We start from the raw sequence: 17963 nt of genomic DNA, 5'->3' as shown, positions 1-17963 counted from the left end.
CAGAAATGGCAATTTATCATGTTAAATATAGCATTTTTTAGGTTTCCGCGCAAGCAGTAGTATGAGGTTTGGATGTGATAAAAAATAGACAAAAAGCTGACAAATTACAATTCTTTTATGTGTTGTAAAATCAATTGACATTCTATCCATTCTGATTTAGACTTTAATTAACATTTTGTCACGTATATTCAGGACTTTTCTTCGTCCCGTCACCCGTCCACCTTTTCTATCATTTCAGCAGCTATCCTTCATGTTCGCAGATCCTGTATATTCCTTGACCGTTCTGCGTTTTCTGAATGGCTGCCCGGGAGATAACATATGAATCAAACTCGGAAAAAACAGCAGTCCATGGACATGACCTCAGGGTCCATCACAAAGCTCCTGATCATGTTCGCGGTTCCCCTCGTGATCGGAAACCTTTTTCAACAGCTATACAACACTGTGGACAGTCTCGTTGTTGGAAACTTTGTCGGCTCCCATGCTCTCGCCGCCGTAGGTTCCACCACCAGCATCATCAACATGATCGTCATGTTCTTTACCGGTACCTCTGTTGGTGCCGGTGTCGTCATCAGCCGGTACTATGGGGCCCACGATGACGAAAAGCTTCACATTGCCGTGGAGACCACGATGGCAGTGACCTTCATATGTGGGATCATTTTTACAGGTCTTGGAATCTTTGTTGCCCCCTATATGTTAAAATTTATGTCCACACCGGATGATGTCCTGCCGTCCGCCTCCGTATACTTAAAGATCTATTTTTCCGGCGTTTTCGGTCTGCTTGTATACAACATGGGAAGTGCTATCCTGCGTGCCGTTGGCGATACGAAGCGGCCGCTGTACTTCCTCTGTCTCTCCAGTGTCATGAATATCGGCCTTGACCTTCTTTTTGTAGTGGGCTTCGGCATGGCCATCGAGGGAGTTGCCTACGCGACGATCATCTCCCAGTTTGTTTCCGCAATTCTCGTGCTCATCGTTCTCACCAGAAGCACGGAGAATTACCGCCTGACCTGGAAGGACCTGCGGATCAACAAAAAAATCTTCCGGCAGATCCTCATGGTCGGACTACCGACAGGATTTCAGCAGTCACTGACATCATTTTCCAACGTGTATGTCCAGTCCTATATCAACACCTTCGGATCCAGCTGCATGGCCGGATGGAGCAGCTACTCAAAGATCGACCAGTTTGTTTTCCTTCCGATGCAGAGTATCGGACAGGCATCCACGACCTTTATGAGTCAGAACCTGGGAGCCGGGAATCTGCCCCGCGCGAAAAAAGGAACCGGTGTGGCTCTCCGGCTGGCACTCCTCATTACATTCGCCAGCGCTGGGATCCTTTTCCTCTTTGCGCCTCGGCTCGTCGCAGTCTTCAACCAGGAGCCTGACGTTGTCCGGTACGGAACCATGTTTCTCCGGATGAACGTGTTCATGCTGGCATTCTGCTGCCCGAACCAGGTCGTTGCGGGCGCGATGCGCGGAGCCGGAGATTCCAGGACACCAATGCTGATCATGCTGTTCTCCTTTGTCCTGTTCCGCCAGATCTATCTCTATATCGCGACCTCGATCTGCAATACAGCCGCAGTTGTCGGATTCGGATATCCGGTGGGCTGGATCGTAGCTTCGGTTCTCGTAGAGCTCTACTATATGTCCGGAAAATGGGAGAAAAAGATCAATATGTAACCTCTTCCCATGTTCTGTTATTCTCCTGTCAGTACCTGATCCAGGAGATCGGATAACGGCATCATCGCCGCTTTCGCCTCCGCATACGTGTTTGTCTGGGCGCCCACCTCGATGAGGGCGGAACGCGCCCGGACATGCTCGTTATAGCGGAGGCCTTTTAAATAGATCTTTCGCGTAAGTCCCGGATATTTTCCAGCAGCCAGAAGCTGCATCTGGAAGCTGAACGCCAGGTTTTCCTTGAGATTTGGATTCGGAAGATACTCGATGGGGCCGTCCGGGCTCATGGATGTCCCGTTGAAGAACATGATCTTCGCGGTCTCCGTCCCGTCGATCTCCGTCACAAGTCTCGTCCCATCCGAGACGCCGTCCCGGTGGACATCCAAGACCACCTCGATAGACGGGTATTTCTGCAGGAGACCAGAGATCCCGTCGAGAGCGTAGGTATACGCCGCACTGCGGTCCAGCTTTCCGTTCCGGTAATCGTAGACGCTCTCATCATGGTACACGTTGTACCCCTTTTCCCTGAGAAGCTTCGCCAGGCACTCTCCGAGGTGGATCACGTCCGCCTCCGAATTTTCCGGGTAGTCGGCGTAGGTCTCCTGGGAGTGGGTATGGTAGATCAGGATCTGGGGGATGTCGGCGTTTTTTTCGATGGAAAGGTCCGCGGCGAGGAAATTCTCCGCCCGCATCAGGTCCCGGCCCGCCGTTGTTGTGGGGTGGACGTTGTAGAATTTTTTCATCAGGTAGTCGTAATCGTTGAGTTTTTCTAAAATGATGCCGGAATTTCCGGTGTTGAAGGTTCCTGCTGCGAGTGTCGTCTTTTCATTCTGGGATGATCTGTTTTCTCCAGTTCCGCTTTTTCCCGAATTCCCCCATTCTTCTGAACTTTCTGTTTTTGCTCTGTCTTGTGCATTTTCATCCGCATTTCCGCTTCCCCATGCATTCTTCCTACGATCATCTCCGTAAACTCCCTGATTTTGTTCCCTGTCTGCGATCCATTCTGCCCGCAGTACCCCATTCTCATTCTCGATCCCAAATATCTCCTCATACTCCTTTGTCCGCCTGCTGCCATTTTTTCTGCTCTCCAGATAAAAAGCCGTACCCTCATCCTCCTTCCACGCCGGAAGAAATCCCCGCATCACATCATCCGCGATCCGCACCGCGTAATTTTCATAGAAATCCTTCCATGCGCCCGCACACAACCCACGTCCGAGATACAGCGCCGCCACGCAGACCACCGCCAACACGATCCACCGCCCGGCATACTGGATCATCCTGATGATATTTCCGATCATCTGCGCAACAAACAGGCGGTCCGCCTGAAGCATCCGCTTAAAATAGTACCATCTCCGCCTCATATCTGCCGCCTGATTCGCCGTTTCTTTACAGTTTATGTGAATATGCGGTTATTCAGTACCTGCGCAACCATACTGCCGCCGCAAAATCCGAACCATATCAGCCAGGCACCAACAGCCATTTCCGAATAAAAAATGCAGAGTTTTTCACATATATCACGCAAATCTATGCAGTTCTGAACAACGCCTCATGGATCGCCTCCGAGATCGTAAAGCTCAGAAAATCCACCCGCTCATCAATATCATGGGGCGTCACATACATGGGACCGAGGTCCGGCTTTAAGAGTTCCTTAACAAGCTCATAAGATTCTTCTACCCGAAGAATTTCCAGCTTCTTCTCTCCGGATTTTCTTTTCTTTTCACCATTTCGATCCCTGTCCGAGTCCTCCGCTTCCATTACCTCATCATCTTTTTCCAAAACATCACACCCTATCTTCTCCCTCAACACCTCCGTCATCGCCCCAACCGTATCATACACGATCGCCGCCGCCCCGACGACCATCGGGATCCCGATCGCAAACACAGGAATCCCCAGTGTCTCCTCCGTCAGCCCGCTCCGGTGATTCCCGACCCCGGATCCCGGCTGGATCCCCGTATCGGATAGCTGCACCGTGACTCCCAGTCTCCCGGCACTTCTCGCCGCCAACGCATCCACAACGATCACTGCATCCGGCTCCGTCTCCTGCACAATGCCTTTCACGATCTCCGCCGTCTCCATCCCCGTCTGCGCCATGACCCCCGGCGTGATCCCGCTTAAGACCGGATACCCGTGCTTCCTGCAAAAATCCGTCCCATACTCCAGCTCCAGATGCCTCGTCGCCTGAAGATGCTCCAAAACCTTCGGTCCCAAAGCATCCGGCGTCGCCTCCGGATTTCCCAGGCCAACGACCAGAGTTCTCACCGGCCGCCCCATCTTCTCCGTCTCAAGCCCATGCTCCTTTAGCATCCCCCGCAAAAGCCCCGCCAACTCCTCCGAGACCTCCCTGTGATAATCATCATCCTTCTTCGCCAGCGAAGCCGCCTCCACCGTCAAATACATCCCCACCGGCTTTCCCAGCGCCTTCTCTCCTCTCTCATCACACACCGCGACCTCCGTCACCCGGATCCCAGTCTCCTCCTTCTCCCACTCCCGCACCCGGATCCCCGGAATCTCACTCCCCTGCACCTTCTCTCTCTCCTCCAGCGCCAGATCCGTCCTCACCGTAAACTCCACATCCGCCTGTCTCATAAACACGCCTCCTATCTCAACTTTCTCCTTATTTTTCGTTACAGTTCAGCCATGCGCTGGTTTGAATGAGAAAGTGTGTTGCAAGCTTGCTTGCATAAGCACTTTTTCATCCAAATCAGCATATGGTGGAACCACCAAGCTTCTTGTTTTCATGAATATGAAAACAAGAAGATGTAATGGCTGAACTGTAACTATTTTTCTCGCAAAAAAGTAATTTATGTATTGACATACCGGGAAATATTCGCTAAAATATAATAGTATGTTTACATTGAACTGTCCGTGTCCAGGCTTTGATGCAAAACAAACAGAGATAATTTTTTAAAATAATATGGAGGTGTACAGATTGGCTAACATCAAATCTGCAAAGAAAAGAATCGTAGTAGCAGAGACAAGAGCTGCTAGAAACAAAGCAATCAGATCCAAAGTGAAAACTTTCGTTAAGAAGGTAGAGGCTGCAATTACTGCTGGTGACAAGGCTGCTGCACAGGCTGCACTTCTTGCTGCTACAAGCGAAATCGATAAGGCTACTTCCAAGGGCGTATATCACAAGAATACCGCTTCCAGAAAAGTATCCCGTTTGGCTAAAGCTGTAAGCGCAATGGCTTAATTTATCATCGAACTGGATTATTACGCATAAATAAAAAGAACCGCTGTTTCCGAGGTGTGTCAGAAACAGCGGTTCTTTTTTATATCTCAGCACCGGTCAATGTACCCAGCTCCATCCAACCCCCAGCGCAGGCCTGCGCGTCCTTTTGCCAAGTTGATCCAACCTTACTCATACTTCTTCGCAATCAGCAACTCCACCGCCAACCGATCCGAGAGTCGACCGGTTTTCACAGCCTCCTCCGATTCCACACAAAACTCCACATAAGAAAGAATCTGCTCCCTCGTAAACGCCCTCGCCTGCGCCATCAGCTTCCCCGCCACAAACGGCGGTAGCTTCACCCTGGACGCGATCTCACTCTTCTGCGCCCCCTTCCCCGCCAATTCCTTCACCTGCAGAAGCTGGTTAAACTGCTTCGCGATCAAAAACATGATCCGCATCGGCGGCTCCTTCAGAGTCAGAAGATCCTCATAGAGATCCATCGCCTTCCTCGTATTCCCCGCCACGATCGCCGTCACCATCTCAAAGATCCGGTTCGTCACATGGACCGTCCCGACCGCCTCCACGTCCTCCTTCGTGATCACCTCGCGCCCCATGGTATAGCAGATCAGCTTCTCCAGCTCCATCCTGATATTCTCCATGTCATCCCCGGTCCGCTCCATAAAATACTCCATGACCTGGCGCGTGATCTTCTTCCCGTCCTTCGAAAGGATCCCCGCTGCCCAGCGCATCAGCTGGTCCGCGTCCTGCTTCTTTAATTCCGCTGCATACCCGTTGTCCTTCACCTTCTTGTAGAGCTTATTCCTCTTGTCAACCTCATTCTCCACAAACACCATACATGTAGACTCCGGGATCTCCGGGATATAATTCACAAGCTCCTCCGGCGCACTGCTCTTAAAAAATCCGCTGCCATCGATCAGCACAAGTCTCCGCTCAGCAAAAAAAGGCATGGTGTCCGCGAGACTAATGATCTCTTTCACATCCTGTCCCTTGCCCTCAAAATAATTATAATTCATCGTGTCATCCCCGGCGATCGCCTCCCGGAGACGCTTTTTATAACTGTTCACAAGAAACGGCTCATCCCCAAACAGCAAATAGACTCTCCTAAATGTCTTATCCTTAATATCCTGGTTTAAAGTCTGCATAGCCGCCTCCGTAAACTGTCTTATTGGTATCATTTTGAAACTTTTCTAATTTTATCAGATATACGAACACTGGTCAAGCTGCGCCTTCGGGCGCTTCGCGTCCTCCTCATCCTTTTTCTTCACGAGCACCACCAGGCTGTACACGAAGAATACAATGAAGACGATCGCTGCGGACATCGCCGCTGGGCTGCTCCAGGACAGTGTGATAATGTAGGACGGGATGATATACGGCGCGAGGACCAGAAGTTCTAAGAGTTTCTTTCTCTTTACATTCGTATAGGCGGTTAAGAATACAAAAAAGCTTCCCGCCGCCACCGCGATGACTGTTGACGCAGTGGATATGATAAGCGTATTCCGGACCGCCTTCGCCGTCCTCTCCTCATGCAGCATGTCCACATAGTTTTGCAGACCAAAGCCTCCGTCGGTCGTCAGGCTCATCCGAAGGAAACTTAAAATCGGCATAATGAATATGAAGCACACTGCGATGAAAAAGAGGATCCGGCCTGCAATTGTTTTAATTTTACTGGATTTCATGTTTTTTCCTCTTATTATAGAAACGCGATGTAAAATGCAAAACGGACTTTTTGTAAAATCCTTGTAAGCGGAAGTTAAAACTTTTCCTTCCGATGTAAAGCACGGTCAGTCTGTGTCAAGCGGAAGCATCGTTTTTATTTTGAGTTTCTTTCCATCTGTCCGGACCATGACAGCGCCGGAAAGGCCTGTTTCATAGATCTTTGATCCATGTTCTAAAAGCCGCTCCCGGACTTTCTCCGCAGGATGTCCGTACCGGTTCTTTCTTCCGTAGGAGAGGATCGTCACGGATGGGGACAGTTTTTCTATAAACTCTTCGCTGGATGAGGTGGCGGAACCGTGATGTCCGGCTTTTAAGATCGTCACCGGAGTCAGAACGCCGGAAGTCAAAAGTGTTTCCTCCCCGGATGTCTCCATATCTCCCGTGAGGAGCATGGAAAAACGTCCGTAGGCCAGGCGGAATACCAGGGATTCCTCATTCCGGTCCGTGAACTCTGTTCTGCCATCCGGCGACAGGCATTCCATGGACATTCCTTTTCCCGGAAAGTTATTCCATATATCTCCCTTTTGGGCATAAAAAACAGGAACATCCCGCTTTTTCGCAAGCTCCGCCATCTTCCCGTAGATCTCATCCTTTCCCGCCTCCGGCATCATGAGACCTCCCACCCGGATTCCCGATTCCGGGTGTTCCAGAAGGTACCGGATCCCGTTCATGTGATCCTGGTCCCCGTGGGTCATGACCGCAAGATCCAGACGCGTCACCCCCTGGCTCTTAAGATACGGCACCAGAACCTTCTCTCCGATGGATTTCTGCTGGCTGCTGCCGCAGTCCACCAGGATCGTATGGGATTCGGAGCGCAGAACGATTCCGTCGCCCTGGCCTACGTCGAGGAATGTGGCAGAGAGTCCGGTTTGGCGGGATGGGAGCAGGAAAAGAAATGCCGCAAGCCAGGCGGCGCATAATAACACCAGGCGATGTTTTTTATTTTCCGCAATCTCCATCCCCCTCTCATAAACAACTGCTCCGAATATCATCAATCCATAATAACACCCAATTTTCCATATTTCCGGCTGCCCCAGCACTAGCTCTGCCCCCGGAAGCTCCCCTGTCCAATTACATATCACCTCATAAAATTTCAAAATATAATGCGCGCCTCCAAGCATCGCACCCCCAACCGATTCTGATAAAAAAGACAGACCTAGTCCAAGAAATCCCGATATGACCACATACGCCATAAGCGGGATCACAATTAGATTTAAGAACACCCCGTAGACCGGTATCCCAAAAGAATGCCAGAGAATGACCGGCGCTGTCACCACCTGGATCGAAAGACTTGTAAAGAACGCGGACGCTGCCGCAGATATTTTTTCATCCGTAAAAAGCTTTTCCCCCCGCGAAGAAAAAAGCCTGCCGGGATAGATCAGTGATGTCACCGCAAGAAAGGACAGCTGAAAGGACGCCTGGGACAGCAGATACGGATGAGCAAGCAGCAATCCTGCCGCCGGAATACACATTGCCGTCGGAAGATCGTATGTCCGCCCTACGGCCGCCGCGAGAAAGGAGAGCCCTGCCATTGACACCGCCCGGGCCACAGACGCGCCGCTGCCCACCATCATGCCGTAGACGCAGAGAAATCCCCCTGCGAAGATCCCGGAGATCCAGAACCCCGCCCCGCCTTTCCTGAAAATCTTCCAGATTCCCAGCCCCACAATGGAGACATGAAGCCCGCTGATGGCAAGGAGGTGGGATATCCCATTCTTCCGGTAAAGTTCATAAATTTCACTGTCCAGATCATCCTTCTCCCCAAAGAGAACCGCCGACAGAATTCCAGCGTCCTCCGGGAGAGCGATCGCCTTTAACTGCTCAGAAAAGCACCTCCGGATCTGGTACAGGCTGTCCGAAAATACATGTACCTTCCCGCCAGTCACCGTATATCCCTCCACATAGATGATCCCGGAAATTCCGCGGGACCTGCAATACAGACGGTAGTCAAACGCCCCAGGATTTCTCGCCGGATCTGTCGCTTTTCCCTCTCCGAAGACTCGGATTTTCTCACCGACAGCGGGTGATGGTTTTTGCTTCGAAACCGCCTCAGCTGCTTCCCCTGTTTTATTCACATCCAGATAACATAAAACTCTTCGAAGCTTCTCACCAGACTCCCCATCTTTGCCTTCCATTGCGCAGTCCCTAAGCGCGACCTCCAGCGTCCCATCCTTCTCCTTCACCGACTGGACAGTTCCCTGAAGAACCACGCCATCCTCATGTTCCTCCCGGAGAAATCCCTCCTCCCGGGAGAAAACCGCCTGCTCCGCTCCCATCCGAAGACATCCGGCAGACATTCCCGCCACAAAAAGGAAGACCGGCAGCCCATATCTGCTCTTCCGGCGGGCAAACACGCACACCAAAAAGAGCAGCCAGACTGCCAGTCCAAAAATCATCTGCTCTGCCGGGATCCACAGGTTCAGTGCCTCTCCAAGTACCAATCCCCCTGTCACACTCAGCAAAGGTCTTTTAATCGTTTTTTCCTCCTACGATATAATCGTAATTTCGCTCAAATACCGTGCTTAACGGAATCTGGTCCCGGAACACATCGTCCTGGGATCCGTTGATCCGGATCTGCACACGGCTCACCGTCGAGAGCTCCGCAAGGGAATCCACGATGGAATAGATCGGAATATATGCCGCCACATCCAGAGTGCTGTTTAAAAACGCCGCGTCAAGGTTGATCGAGCAGACCGAATCATTGACGGACACATTCAAAAGCTTCACATCTGACGGGATCGTCGCATAATGTCCAAGCTCCTGAGGACCTTCGATCAGCTGTTCCACGATGAGGCGCTCCAGGGATGTATTGCTGTTCTGCATAACTTCCCGCTTTTCCTCCACCAGCTGGTCTCCCGCCTCATTGGCAAAATACAGCGTCAGCTCCGTCCGCTCGAAGGAGTTGACATCGCGGATGCTGTCCACAAAATCAGAGGCGGAAAGCATTCCCACCGGGTTTCCCGCAGCGTCCGTGATCGGCTGCTCCGCGCAGTAGATGCTCAGATACTCGATATCCGGAATCTGGGTCAGTGTTTTCGTCAGCGCCGCCCGGCACAGGATCTCCTGCACCGAATTCATCAGCGCATAGTTGGCATCTGCATATAAATACAGAACATTCCCCTCGATCCGGTAGGTGATCTTTTCGATCCGCTCCGGTAGCGCTCTCTGACAGTCGAGATCCGCCGGCACATTTCCCATCTTATCGAGAAGTTCCCGGACCAGTGCATCCAGGTCCGTCGTCTCCGTCCGGTACTCGCTTCCAACGAGCTGGATCCCGGACGTGTTTAAATAGTAGATCGTATAGGCATTTCCGCTCTGCTCCACGGTCGTCTTTCCCGTACAGCCGCTTAAGGCGAACAGGACCGCGAAGAGGAGAAAAAACACCCGAAACATCCTAAATTTCTTCATTTTTCTCCCTCCTACGGAATATAGATCAACGGGATCCGCACCATAAAGGTACTTCCCTCGCCCTCGACACTGTCCACACGGATCGCGCCGTGATGCATCAGGACCACACTTTTCGTGATCGCAAGTCCAAGCCCTGTTCCTCCGGTCTCCCTGGATCTCGCCTTGTCCACGCGGTAGAAGCGTTCGAACACGCGCTCCTTAAACTCCGCAGGAATACCGATTCCGGAATCCGCAACCTTTAAATAGAAGAACTTGTGGTCGGCATCCAGTGTGACCCGGACCCATCCGTCTTCCTTATTATATTTGACCGCATTCTCCACCAGGTTATTCACCGCTAGGGAGAATTTCACCTCGTCAATATCCGCTGAGACATCGCGCTTACTCTCGAAGATCAGCTCGATATTCCGCTTTCTGGCGATGGGACGCAGGCGTTTTAAGACCATCTCGATCAGTCCGTTGATCTGGACCTGGCTGCAGGAAAGTCCCGAGGACGCCTTGTCCATGCGGACCAGAGTCAGAAGATCGTCGATGATCTTACTCTCACGGTCGATCTCATCGGAGATATCGTGCATGAATTCCTGGTAAAGTTCCTTCGGCGTGTCCTCCATTCCCATCAGGGAATCCGCAAGGACACGGATCGACGTGATCGGAGTCTTGAGCTCATGGGAGACATTGGAAACAAACTCCTGTCTCGACTGGTCCACGGCCTTCAGCTTCTCCAGGGTTTTATTGATGGTCTCGGAGATCTGCTTTGTCTCCCGGTACGCCTCCTCATTGACATCCTCATCCAGGTTTCCCTCACCTACACGCCGGATCGACGCGATCAGGCTTCCAAAGGGCTTCATGATAAAATGGACCGAGAGGACCGCAAGGATCAGCAGGATCACGAAGATCATCATCTCGTACAGGGATGCCTTATCATTCAGACTGTCCTCCAGACTGTACATGCTCTCCGTCGACGCTGTCACGATCATCACGCCCGCAGTCTTTCCCGTTGTGATGGTTCCCGTCTCCTGCTCAAACTCCGGAATTGGGATTGCCAGGACGAAATAGTGTTTCAGGCTGTCATACCGGCTCGTATTCTCACCCTGGAAGCACCTGATCACCTCATTGGAAATCAATGTCTTTCCCTTCGAGAGAGAAAACGTATCCTCTACGATCTTAAACCCGGAGTTTACGATCAGGATCCGTCCGCTGAAGATATCCGAGAGCAGGGAGAGCTCCGTATCGATGGCGGCGTTGTCCACCACCGAGTTTGTGAGATATCCAGTTCTTGACATCTTATTGCTCAGGATCTGACACTGGTTCTGGACATCAATGATCCGGCGCTCCACCTGGCTCTGTCTTGAGGAACTGGCAAGGATCCGGCTCTCCACGAGAAGCGGGATCATACAGAACATCACCATCAGGATGATCAGGGGAACCTTGACGCTCGGCGTATGCTTCCGGTAAATTTTCCGGATCCTTTCCCTAATTTTTCTCATGTTCCTCTTCCATCTTTCTCGTTGCCGTCACAGCAAGGCTGCCCGGTCCGATATGGCACGCGATGCTTAAGGAAAGCGGTGCCATGTATACATCAGCATTCGGGAAGCGCTCTTCGACCTCTTTCTTAAACTCCAGCGCTGCTTCCTCGTTGTCGGTGTGGGCGATTGCCAGATGGCAGTTTCTGCACTCACTGTCGTGAAGCCTCCCGTCCAGCTCTTTCTGGATCGCGTTCATCATCATGGTCTTTGCCTGCTTCATGGTACGGGCTTTCGCGAAGGAATCAAGCTTTTCACCTAAAATGATCAGCACTGGCTTGATTTTTAAAAGTGTGCCGAGAGCCGCTGCAGCCGGTGTGATCCGGCCGCCCTTTTTCAGGTATTTTAAGGTATCGACGGTGATGAAGATGACGGAATCAGCCGCAGTCTCCTCCAGGCGCTTCTTGATCTGCGTTCCGTCCATCCCCATAGCTGCCAGCATCTGCGCGTCCTTTACAGACTGATACTGGGTCACGGAGATCCGTCGATTGTCAACGACGAACACTTTTCCCTCGTACTCATCCTCTCCCGCCAGCATCATCGCTGTGGAGCAGGATCCGGAAAGTCCGGAGGACATCGGGATATGGATGATCTGGTCATACTCTTTTAAGAGCTTGTCCCACATCTTCAGGATGGAATCTGGTGTGGGCTGGGAGGTAGCGATATCAGCATTGTCCTTTAATCTCTGGTAGAACTGCTCCCGTGTCAGTGTGATATCTTCGTAATATGTTTCTCCATCTATCATAAACGGCATTGGCAGAACCGCAACTCCCATCTCTTTTGCCTGAGCCTGGGTGATTCCGCTGTTGCTGTCTGTTACAACTGCAATTTTCATACAAAACTGCCCCTTTCTGTTTCTCTTTCGTCCGCCCTCTTTCTCTCCATTCCATACGGACAGGACTCGCTCCTATTTTAACCGATTTCCTACCTAAATGGAAGTGCAAAACTGCCCAAACTGTGGACGAAATAGAAAATTTATGATATGCTGAGCAGTAAGTGAGTGAAAAACATGCTCGCATGTTTGGCACGAGCGGCGAAGCGGATTACGGCAGCCGCAAAGCAGCGCTTAGTGTGAAAGCGCAGACCGTAATATGCAATGTATTTTTAATATGGGGGTACAGATTATGCCTTATTGTCCGAAATGCGATATGGAATTTGTCGAGGGAATCAAAGTCTGCAGCGATTGCGGCGGTCCCCTCGTGGAATCAAAAGAAGTGGCGGAAGCCATGAAAAAGAAGGAACAGGAAGAACAGCTTGCCGCCATGGCGCAGGAGATGGATCCGTTTTCCGGTGAAGGGACTGATACGGAGTTCTCCGGGGATAATCCACCCGAGAAGTCTTCCCCGGCCGCTGAGCCGGTCCACGCCTACGTGGATAAGGGCCAGCGCTACGATGACATGAGTTCCTCCGCATCCGCGTTCTTCTTAGTCGGCGGGGTACTTGCCATCGGCGCGGCACTCTGCCTTCTGGGAATTTTCCATCTCCCAATGGCAGGATTCCAGAAATATATGTTTGAGGGCGTTCTCGTTGTTCTCGCCATCGGCAGCTTTGTCGTTGCAGTCTCCTCAAGGAAGCGCGCTGCCGAGTTAAAGGTGGAAGCCGACGATGAAAAACGCCAGACCCAGGAGATCATCGATTGGTTCTTAAAGAATTACTCCGCAAAAGAGCTGGATGAGCAGCTTCTGATGGAAGACCCGGACCTCTCCGGCGAGGAACTGAGTCTCAAGCGCTTCGAGCTGATCCAGGATTTCCTCATCACCGGCCGCGACATCCCTGACCAGTCCTATGCGGATTCGCTCTGTGAGACGCTGTATACGAAGCTATACGATCAGGAATAATTTAAAAGACTGTCTGACCGATGAACCTGATTCATCAGCCGGGCAGTCTTTTTAATTTTCTTATTCAAATTTCACGATTTCCTTCTTCAGCCTCATCATGATCTTCTTCTCCAACCTCGAAATATATGACTGGGAGATCCCCATGAGATCCGCCACCTCTTTCTGCGTCATCTCCGCCCCATCCCGGCGCTTCAGACCATAGCGCAGCTCCACGATTTTTCTCTCCCTCGGGCTTAAGCGGCTCACCGCATTCTTAAGAAGGTCTTTTTCCACCTCATCCTCCATGTCTTTATAGATCACATCCTCCTCCGTCCCGAGAATATCCGACAGCAGAAGCTCATTCCCGTCCCAGTCCACGTTTAACGGCTCATCGATGGAAACCTCAAGCTTCATCTTGCTGGTCCTACGAAGATACATCAGGATCTCATTCTCAATGCATCTGGACGCATAGGTCGCCAGCTTGATATTTTTCGTCGGGTTAAAGGTGTTGATGGCCTTGATGAGTCCAATGGTCCCGATGGAGATCAGGTCCTCTACGCCAACGCTGGTATTGTCAAATTTCTTTGCTATGTAGACAACCAGGCGGAGATTGTGCTCGATCAGCTCTGCCTTTGCCTCTTTCTCCTCTTCGGTTCCAAACTTATTTAACGCCTCAGTCTCCTCCTTCAGTGACAGCGGAGCCGGAAGAATATCCGCACCTCCAATATAATGGATCTCCCCCCGCTCCGGACGAATCATCGTGCGGAACCCCATCACTTTTTTAAGGCGGAACCGGTTTGGCATAGAAATTCTCATAATCATACTCATTCTCTCCTTTTTCTAACTGTTAGTCACCTTCACAGTTATTTTTTCACACATCGTCGTTCAGACTTCATGTCAATCCCCTATTGCCACAGACACATTTTCCCCTGACACCAGACACTCCGGCAGTATCATCGTAAAATCCTTCCCGAAAAACAGAGGTTCCTTCGAAATCGCCACGATCGGACGCTCGATCCAGATACTCCCGCACTCTTCGGACATGACCTCCATCCGGTCAAAGAGAACTCCCGGCAGCATTCCATTTTCCGTTCCGACAGCCCGGTATGGGATCATAAGGACTCCCGCCTTCTCGCCTAAGAACTCTTTCGCATCCGCCGCCGCGATAATGCTCACCGGCTTTCCCGTCACAGGCTCCACGAGCCGATTCCCTGAATCCGCCATCGCCGTGAACTCCTTCGACTTTTCATTTAAGAAAAGACGGACCTGATACCGTGTTTTCCCGATCATCGGCCGCCTCACAAGAGCTACCGCCAAGAAACGAACTCCCATACAGAAAAATCCCATAAACATCAGACTTTTCCAGCCTGTAAGAAAACACCGCTCCCGCAGAATCGCCAGCCCACTCTGCAAAATCCCTGCGGATAAGACCAGGACTCCCAGTTCCTTCCCGCGCCACTTCAAAACTTTCATCCAGGAATCTCCTCTATCTGCAGAAGCATTCCTTTTCTCCTGGCGCATGGTCTGTTTTCCCGGAAAAGCGATCCAGATCATCAAAAATCCTGTCACCAGAAGTTTCCAAACTTCCCATATCCCAGCGAATACCGGCTGTCCGCCTGCAGGACATCTTCCCATAAGTTCCAGATAAACGCTTCCAGTACTGCAGAGTCCCCCGGCGATCCCGGCGCCCAGAAGTCTCAAGACCTCTGCCCGCCTTCTCATAAGCACCGCCGCCAGCCATAAGATCAAAACATCCCGGTACACCTCCTCCAGAAAAAAGAGATCGGCGTACCAATCATACTCCACCGGACTTCCTCCTTTCCCTGGCATCCCTTTCTGATGTTTTCCCATAGTATACCTGTCTTTCTCTCCAGAATTTGTCAAAGCAGGGACGAGAAATTTGAAAACCCATCGGGTCGTTTTAACAGAATCTCTCCTGTTTTTTCATGAAGATCAGAGATTTCCGCAGACATTTGCGGAATACACGAAAAAAGAAGAACAAAAAGAGAGCAGATCTGGACATTTTTTGTCGCGATCTGCGGTGAAATTTTAGAAATATTTTGCGCGAGTGCGCATCATTGGCACGTTAGTGCCTTTTGTGTAATAGGGAATTCCTCGGAATTTCCTATTACACAAAAAGACCTGGAAAAGATTTCTCTCTTCCAGGTCTCAATATGTTCATAAATTGTAACTGTTCAATAGGTCTGCGCACTTGCTGCGCTGACCGTAAGAAAACATAGGCTGGAAGGCAAAAATCCCATCAGCGAAGCTGATCTGGAATGGATTTTTGCACGTAACTATGAAGGTACTGAATAGTTACCATAAATTAAATTCCAATACGGCTTGTCCGTCCTCAGAATCTTATCTGCGGTTCTTTAAGAAATCCGGGATATTGATCTGGGTCTCGCCGCGCTGTGCCGGACGGTAAACCGGGGCATTTCCAGTCGGGATGTTGTACTTCGGTGCGGAAGTCTCTGTTGTAGCTGCTGCCTCAGACGGAGTCTTTACGGACGGAGCAGTTCTCTGAACCGGAGCCTGCTGAGCCGGTACCTTTGTCTTGTAGTTTGTGAAATCCTTCATTGCGCGCTCAACCGGTGTGTTTGCACCGTGTGCGTCAAGGCCTGTAGCGATAACTGTGATCGTTACCTCGTCCTCCGCATTCTCATCGTACATAGCGCCGAAGATGATGTTAGCGTCATCGCCTGCAAGCTCCTGAACATAGCCAGCAGCCTCGTTTGCCTCGATCAGGCTGATGTCGCCGGAAATGTTGATGATAACGTGGGAAGCACCCTCGATGGTTGTCTCAAGAAGCGGGCTGGATACAGCCTGCTTAACAGCCTCAAGTGCCTTCTCGTCGCCCTTCGCCTTACCAATACCGATATGAGCGATGCCCTTATCTGTCATAACAGTCTGAACATCAGCGAAGTCAAGGTTGATAAGACCCGGAACATTGATCAGGTCTGTGATTCCCTGTACTGCCTGGAGAAGAACCTCATCGGCTTTCTTTAATGCATCCGGCATGGTTGTCCGTCTGTCAACGATCTCAAGGAGACGGTCGTTTGGGATCACGATCAGAGTATCCACTGCGTTCTTTAAGTTCTCGATTCCCTTTAACGCGTTGTTCATTCTCTGTCTGGCTTCGAAGCGGAACGGCTTTGTTACAACGCCGACTGTAAGAATTCCCATGTCTTTTGCGATCTGAGCGATCACCGGAGCTGCACCGGTACCGGTTCCGCCTCCCATACCACAGGTAACGAATACCATATCTGCGCCCTTAAGTGCCTGGGAGATCTCCTCCTGGCTCTCCTCAGCTGCCTTCTCGCCGATCTCCGGCTTTGCGCCTGCGCCGAGTCCCTTTGTGAGCTTCTCACCGATCTGCATGGCAGTCGGAGCTTTACAGAACTGAAGCGCCTGTTTATCTGTGTTGATACCGATAAACTCAACGCCCATAATATTTTCTTCTACCATGCGGTTTACCGCGTTATTTCCGGCACCGCCGACACCGATCACAAGAATTCTTGCGGCATTCTCTGCCTCGTTTATCTTAATCTCTAACAAGAATGTCTCCTCCTTTAATATCTATCAATCTATTACATCTGTATTAGCATGGTCATAAAAATCCCAAGTTAATCTAACATATATCATATTTGATTTTTTGAAAAATATCAACCTTAAATTTATGGTTTTTTTGAAAAAAACACTGATTTTCCGCTGTCCCCGGCCTAAGCTTTCTTACGGTCAGCGCAGCAAGTGCGCAGACCTGATGAATCGTTACTCTAATTCTTCTTCACAAAACGGTACGTCGGGCTGGAATTCGTCTCGTCATAGGTATCCAGATACAGCGTACCCGAAAGTCCTGTGAGCTCCGTCATGATATCGTGAAGCTCCGCGATCTTTCCGTCAAGGCTATCCGAATTTCCAAGCTCCACCGTGATGTCCCCCATCACAAGCTCCGCCTCATTGTAGCTGTTATAGTTGATCTTGTCCACCTGGATATCGCTGACATTCAGCACCTGGGTCAGGTTTAAGATCTCGCCGAAAATATCCTGATCCGCCACCGGAAGCGGCTGGTGCAGGACGATATGTCCGAACTCGAGACCAGTGATCACCGGAACGCCCGGAAGCTGCTCGGAAGAGCTCTCCACAATGATTCCATCCTTATCGAAGTACATGTAGCTGCTCATGTAGGAGACGCAGCCCACAACGCTCTTCTCAAACACAACGACCTCCACCTTTGTGGGGCTCTTGAAATTGATCTTATATTCCTCGATAAACGGAATGGACTTGTGCTCCTTAAACCGGTTCTGATAATAGCAGAACGCGGAATTTCCGGACCACTTGCCGTCAAATAAGAGCGACTCGATCTGTTCCTTCGTATACTGCTTATTTCCGCTCACTTCCACATCCTTGATCCGTATCGAAAAGACAAGAACGAGAAGAATGACGAGAATCGCCAGGATCACTCCAATGATGATCCCCGTCTTTCTTCCTCCTCTCCTGTTGTACATTCCAAATCCGTTGCTGCTTCTTCTCCCGAAATGGAAATTGAAGCCGCGTCTTCCAAATCCAAGACCTCTTCTTCTAAATAACATTTTCTCTTCACCTGTTATCTGATCACTTGTTCTCACGTAACAT

15 protein-coding genes are annotated in these 17963 nt (G+C 50.7%); 3 read left to right on the top strand and 12 right to left on the bottom strand.

From position 1 onward, the window contains the following. The first annotated feature begins 318 nt into the window (after nt 1–318). The gene (locus tag DWY93_RS10740; RefSeq protein WP_117472278.1) at nt 319–1677 is read left to right on the top strand and encodes an MATE family efflux transporter; all 1359 of its coding nucleotides are present in this window, start codon (nt 319–321) and stop codon (nt 1675–1677) included. A gap of 17 nt (nt 1678–1694) precedes the next feature. Here the strand turns inward: DWY93_RS10740 and DWY93_RS10735 are convergent, their stop codons facing one another. After that, complete coding sequence (locus tag DWY93_RS10735; RefSeq protein ID WP_242990592.1) at nt 1695–3035, bottom strand: stage II sporulation protein P; 1341 nt, start codon at nt 3033–3035, stop codon at nt 1695–1697. 163 nt (nt 3036–3198) lie between these two features. Continuing rightward, on the bottom strand, nt 3199–4260 hold the full coding sequence (gene gpr / locus DWY93_RS10730; RefSeq protein ID WP_117472274.1) for a GPR endopeptidase: 1062 nt from the start codon (nt 4258–4260) through the stop codon (nt 3199–3201). Nucleotides 4261–4603: 343 nt separating this feature from the next. On the opposite strand from gpr, the gene rpsT reads away from it, so the two are divergent. Beyond that, nucleotides 4604–4867 carry a 30S ribosomal protein S20 gene (gene rpsT, locus DWY93_RS10725; protein WP_021905348.1) on the top strand — a complete coding sequence of 88 codons (264 nt, stop codon included), beginning with the start codon at nt 4604–4606 and terminating at the stop codon, nt 4865–4867. A 164-nt stretch (nt 4868–5031) separates the two neighbouring features. Here the strand turns inward: rpsT and holA are convergent, their stop codons facing one another. The 6 genes from holA to DWY93_RS10695 all read right to left on the bottom strand — a co-directional run bounded on the left by holA (nt 5032) and on the right by DWY93_RS10695 (nt 12346). Continuing rightward, nucleotides 5032–6009, bottom strand: a complete 978-nt coding sequence (gene holA / locus DWY93_RS10720) for a DNA polymerase III subunit delta (RefSeq protein WP_117470926.1) — start codon at nt 6007–6009, stop codon at nt 5032–5034. Nucleotides 6010–6063: 54 nt separating this feature from the next. After that, nucleotides 6064–6543 (bottom strand): hypothetical protein, encoded by a 480-nt coding sequence (locus DWY93_RS10715; RefSeq protein WP_117470927.1) that lies wholly within the window; start codon nt 6541–6543, stop codon nt 6064–6066. Nucleotides 6544–6648: 105 nt separating this feature from the next. Continuing rightward, complete coding sequence (locus tag DWY93_RS10710; RefSeq protein WP_181968534.1) at nt 6649–9024, bottom strand: DNA internalization-related competence protein ComEC/Rec2; 2376 nt, start codon at nt 9022–9024, stop codon at nt 6649–6651. A gap of 28 nt (nt 9025–9052) precedes the next feature. After that, entirely contained in the window at nt 9053–9991 is a 939-nt protein-coding gene (locus DWY93_RS10705) for a GerMN domain-containing protein (protein ID WP_015555043.1), read from the bottom strand. Nucleotides 9992–10002: 11 nt separating this feature from the next. Next, nucleotides 10003–11475 (bottom strand): ATP-binding protein, encoded by a 1473-nt coding sequence (locus tag DWY93_RS10700; RefSeq protein ID WP_015555044.1) that lies wholly within the window; start codon nt 11473–11475, stop codon nt 10003–10005. Then, complete coding sequence (locus DWY93_RS10695) at nt 11462–12346, bottom strand: DegV family protein (protein ID WP_015555045.1); 885 nt, start codon at nt 12344–12346, stop codon at nt 11462–11464. The genes DWY93_RS10700 and DWY93_RS10695 overlap by 14 nt, the downstream gene beginning before the upstream one ends. Nucleotides 12347–12635: 289 nt before the next feature. Between DWY93_RS10695 and DWY93_RS10690 the strand changes: the two genes are divergently transcribed. Next, nucleotides 12636–13349, top strand: coding sequence for a hypothetical protein (locus DWY93_RS10690; protein WP_117470929.1), 714 nt, complete (start codon nt 12636–12638; stop codon nt 13347–13349). 60 nt (nt 13350–13409) lie between these two features. Here DWY93_RS10690 and sigE read toward each other — a convergent pair whose 3' ends face one another. The 4 genes from sigE to DWY93_RS10670 all read right to left on the bottom strand — a co-directional run bounded on the left by sigE (nt 13410) and on the right by DWY93_RS10670 (nt 17920). Beyond that, a complete protein-coding gene (sigE, locus tag DWY93_RS10685; RefSeq protein WP_117470930.1) occupies nt 13410–14150 on the bottom strand; it encodes an RNA polymerase sporulation sigma factor SigE in 741 nt (246 codons plus the stop codon). A gap of 75 nt (nt 14151–14225) precedes the next feature. Beyond that, a complete protein-coding gene (locus DWY93_RS10680) occupies nt 14226–15134 on the bottom strand; it encodes a sigma-E processing peptidase SpoIIGA (RefSeq protein ID WP_181968533.1) in 909 nt (302 codons plus the stop codon). 555 nt (nt 15135–15689) lie between these two features. After that, on the bottom strand, nt 15690–16886 hold the full coding sequence (ftsZ, locus tag DWY93_RS10675; RefSeq protein WP_117470932.1) for a cell division protein FtsZ: 1197 nt from the start codon (nt 16884–16886) through the stop codon (nt 15690–15692). 218 nt (nt 16887–17104) lie between these two features. Further along, complete coding sequence (locus DWY93_RS10670; protein ID WP_015555049.1) at nt 17105–17920, bottom strand: FtsQ-type POTRA domain-containing protein; 816 nt, start codon at nt 17918–17920, stop codon at nt 17105–17107. Nucleotides 17921–17963 lie beyond the last annotated feature (43 nt).

This window comes from Clostridium sp. AF28-12 (assembly GCF_003435225.1).
Classification (GTDB): domain Bacteria; phylum Bacillota; class Clostridia; order Lachnospirales; family Lachnospiraceae; genus Pilosibacter; species Pilosibacter fragilis.
The sequence above is the reverse complement of the archived record's forward strand: the minus strand, read 5'-3'. Positions and strand labels throughout refer to the sequence as shown.

What these genes read in the sequence shown, in the direction of transcription:
- DWY93_RS10740 (WP_117472278.1), top strand. Translation starts at nt 319, where the DNA reads ATGAATCAAACTCGGAAAAAACAGCAGTCCATGGACATGACCTCAGGG.
- DWY93_RS10735 (WP_242990592.1), bottom strand. Translation starts at nt 3,035, where the DNA reads ATGAGGCGGAGATGGTACTATTTTAAGCGGATGCTTCAGGCGGACCGC.
- gpr (WP_117472274.1), bottom strand. Translation starts at nt 4,260, where the DNA reads ATGAGACAGGCGGATGTGGAGTTTACGGTGAGGACGGATCTGGCGCTG.
- holA (WP_117470926.1), bottom strand. Translation starts at nt 6,009, where the DNA reads ATGCAGACTTTAAACCAGGATATTAAGGATAAGACATTTAGGAGAGTC.
- DWY93_RS10715 (WP_117470927.1), bottom strand. Translation starts at nt 6,543, where the DNA reads ATGAAATCCAGTAAAATTAAAACAATTGCAGGCCGGATCCTCTTTTTC.
- DWY93_RS10705 (WP_015555043.1), bottom strand. Translation starts at nt 9,991, where the DNA reads ATGAAGAAATTTAGGATGTTTCGGGTGTTTTTTCTCCTCTTCGCGGTC.
- DWY93_RS10700 (WP_015555044.1), bottom strand. Translation starts at nt 11,475, where the DNA reads ATGAGAAAAATTAGGGAAAGGATCCGGAAAATTTACCGGAAGCATACG.
- DWY93_RS10695 (WP_015555045.1), bottom strand. Translation starts at nt 12,346, where the DNA reads ATGAAAATTGCAGTTGTAACAGACAGCAACAGCGGAATCACCCAGGCT.
- DWY93_RS10690 (WP_117470929.1), top strand. Translation starts at nt 12,636, where the DNA reads ATGCCTTATTGTCCGAAATGCGATATGGAATTTGTCGAGGGAATCAAA.
- sigE (WP_117470930.1), bottom strand. Translation starts at nt 14,150, where the DNA reads ATGATTATGAGAATTTCTATGCCAAACCGGTTCCGCCTTAAAAAAGTG.
- DWY93_RS10670 (WP_015555049.1), bottom strand. Translation starts at nt 17,920, where the DNA reads ATGTTATTTAGAAGAAGAGGTCTTGGATTTGGAAGACGCGGCTTCAAT.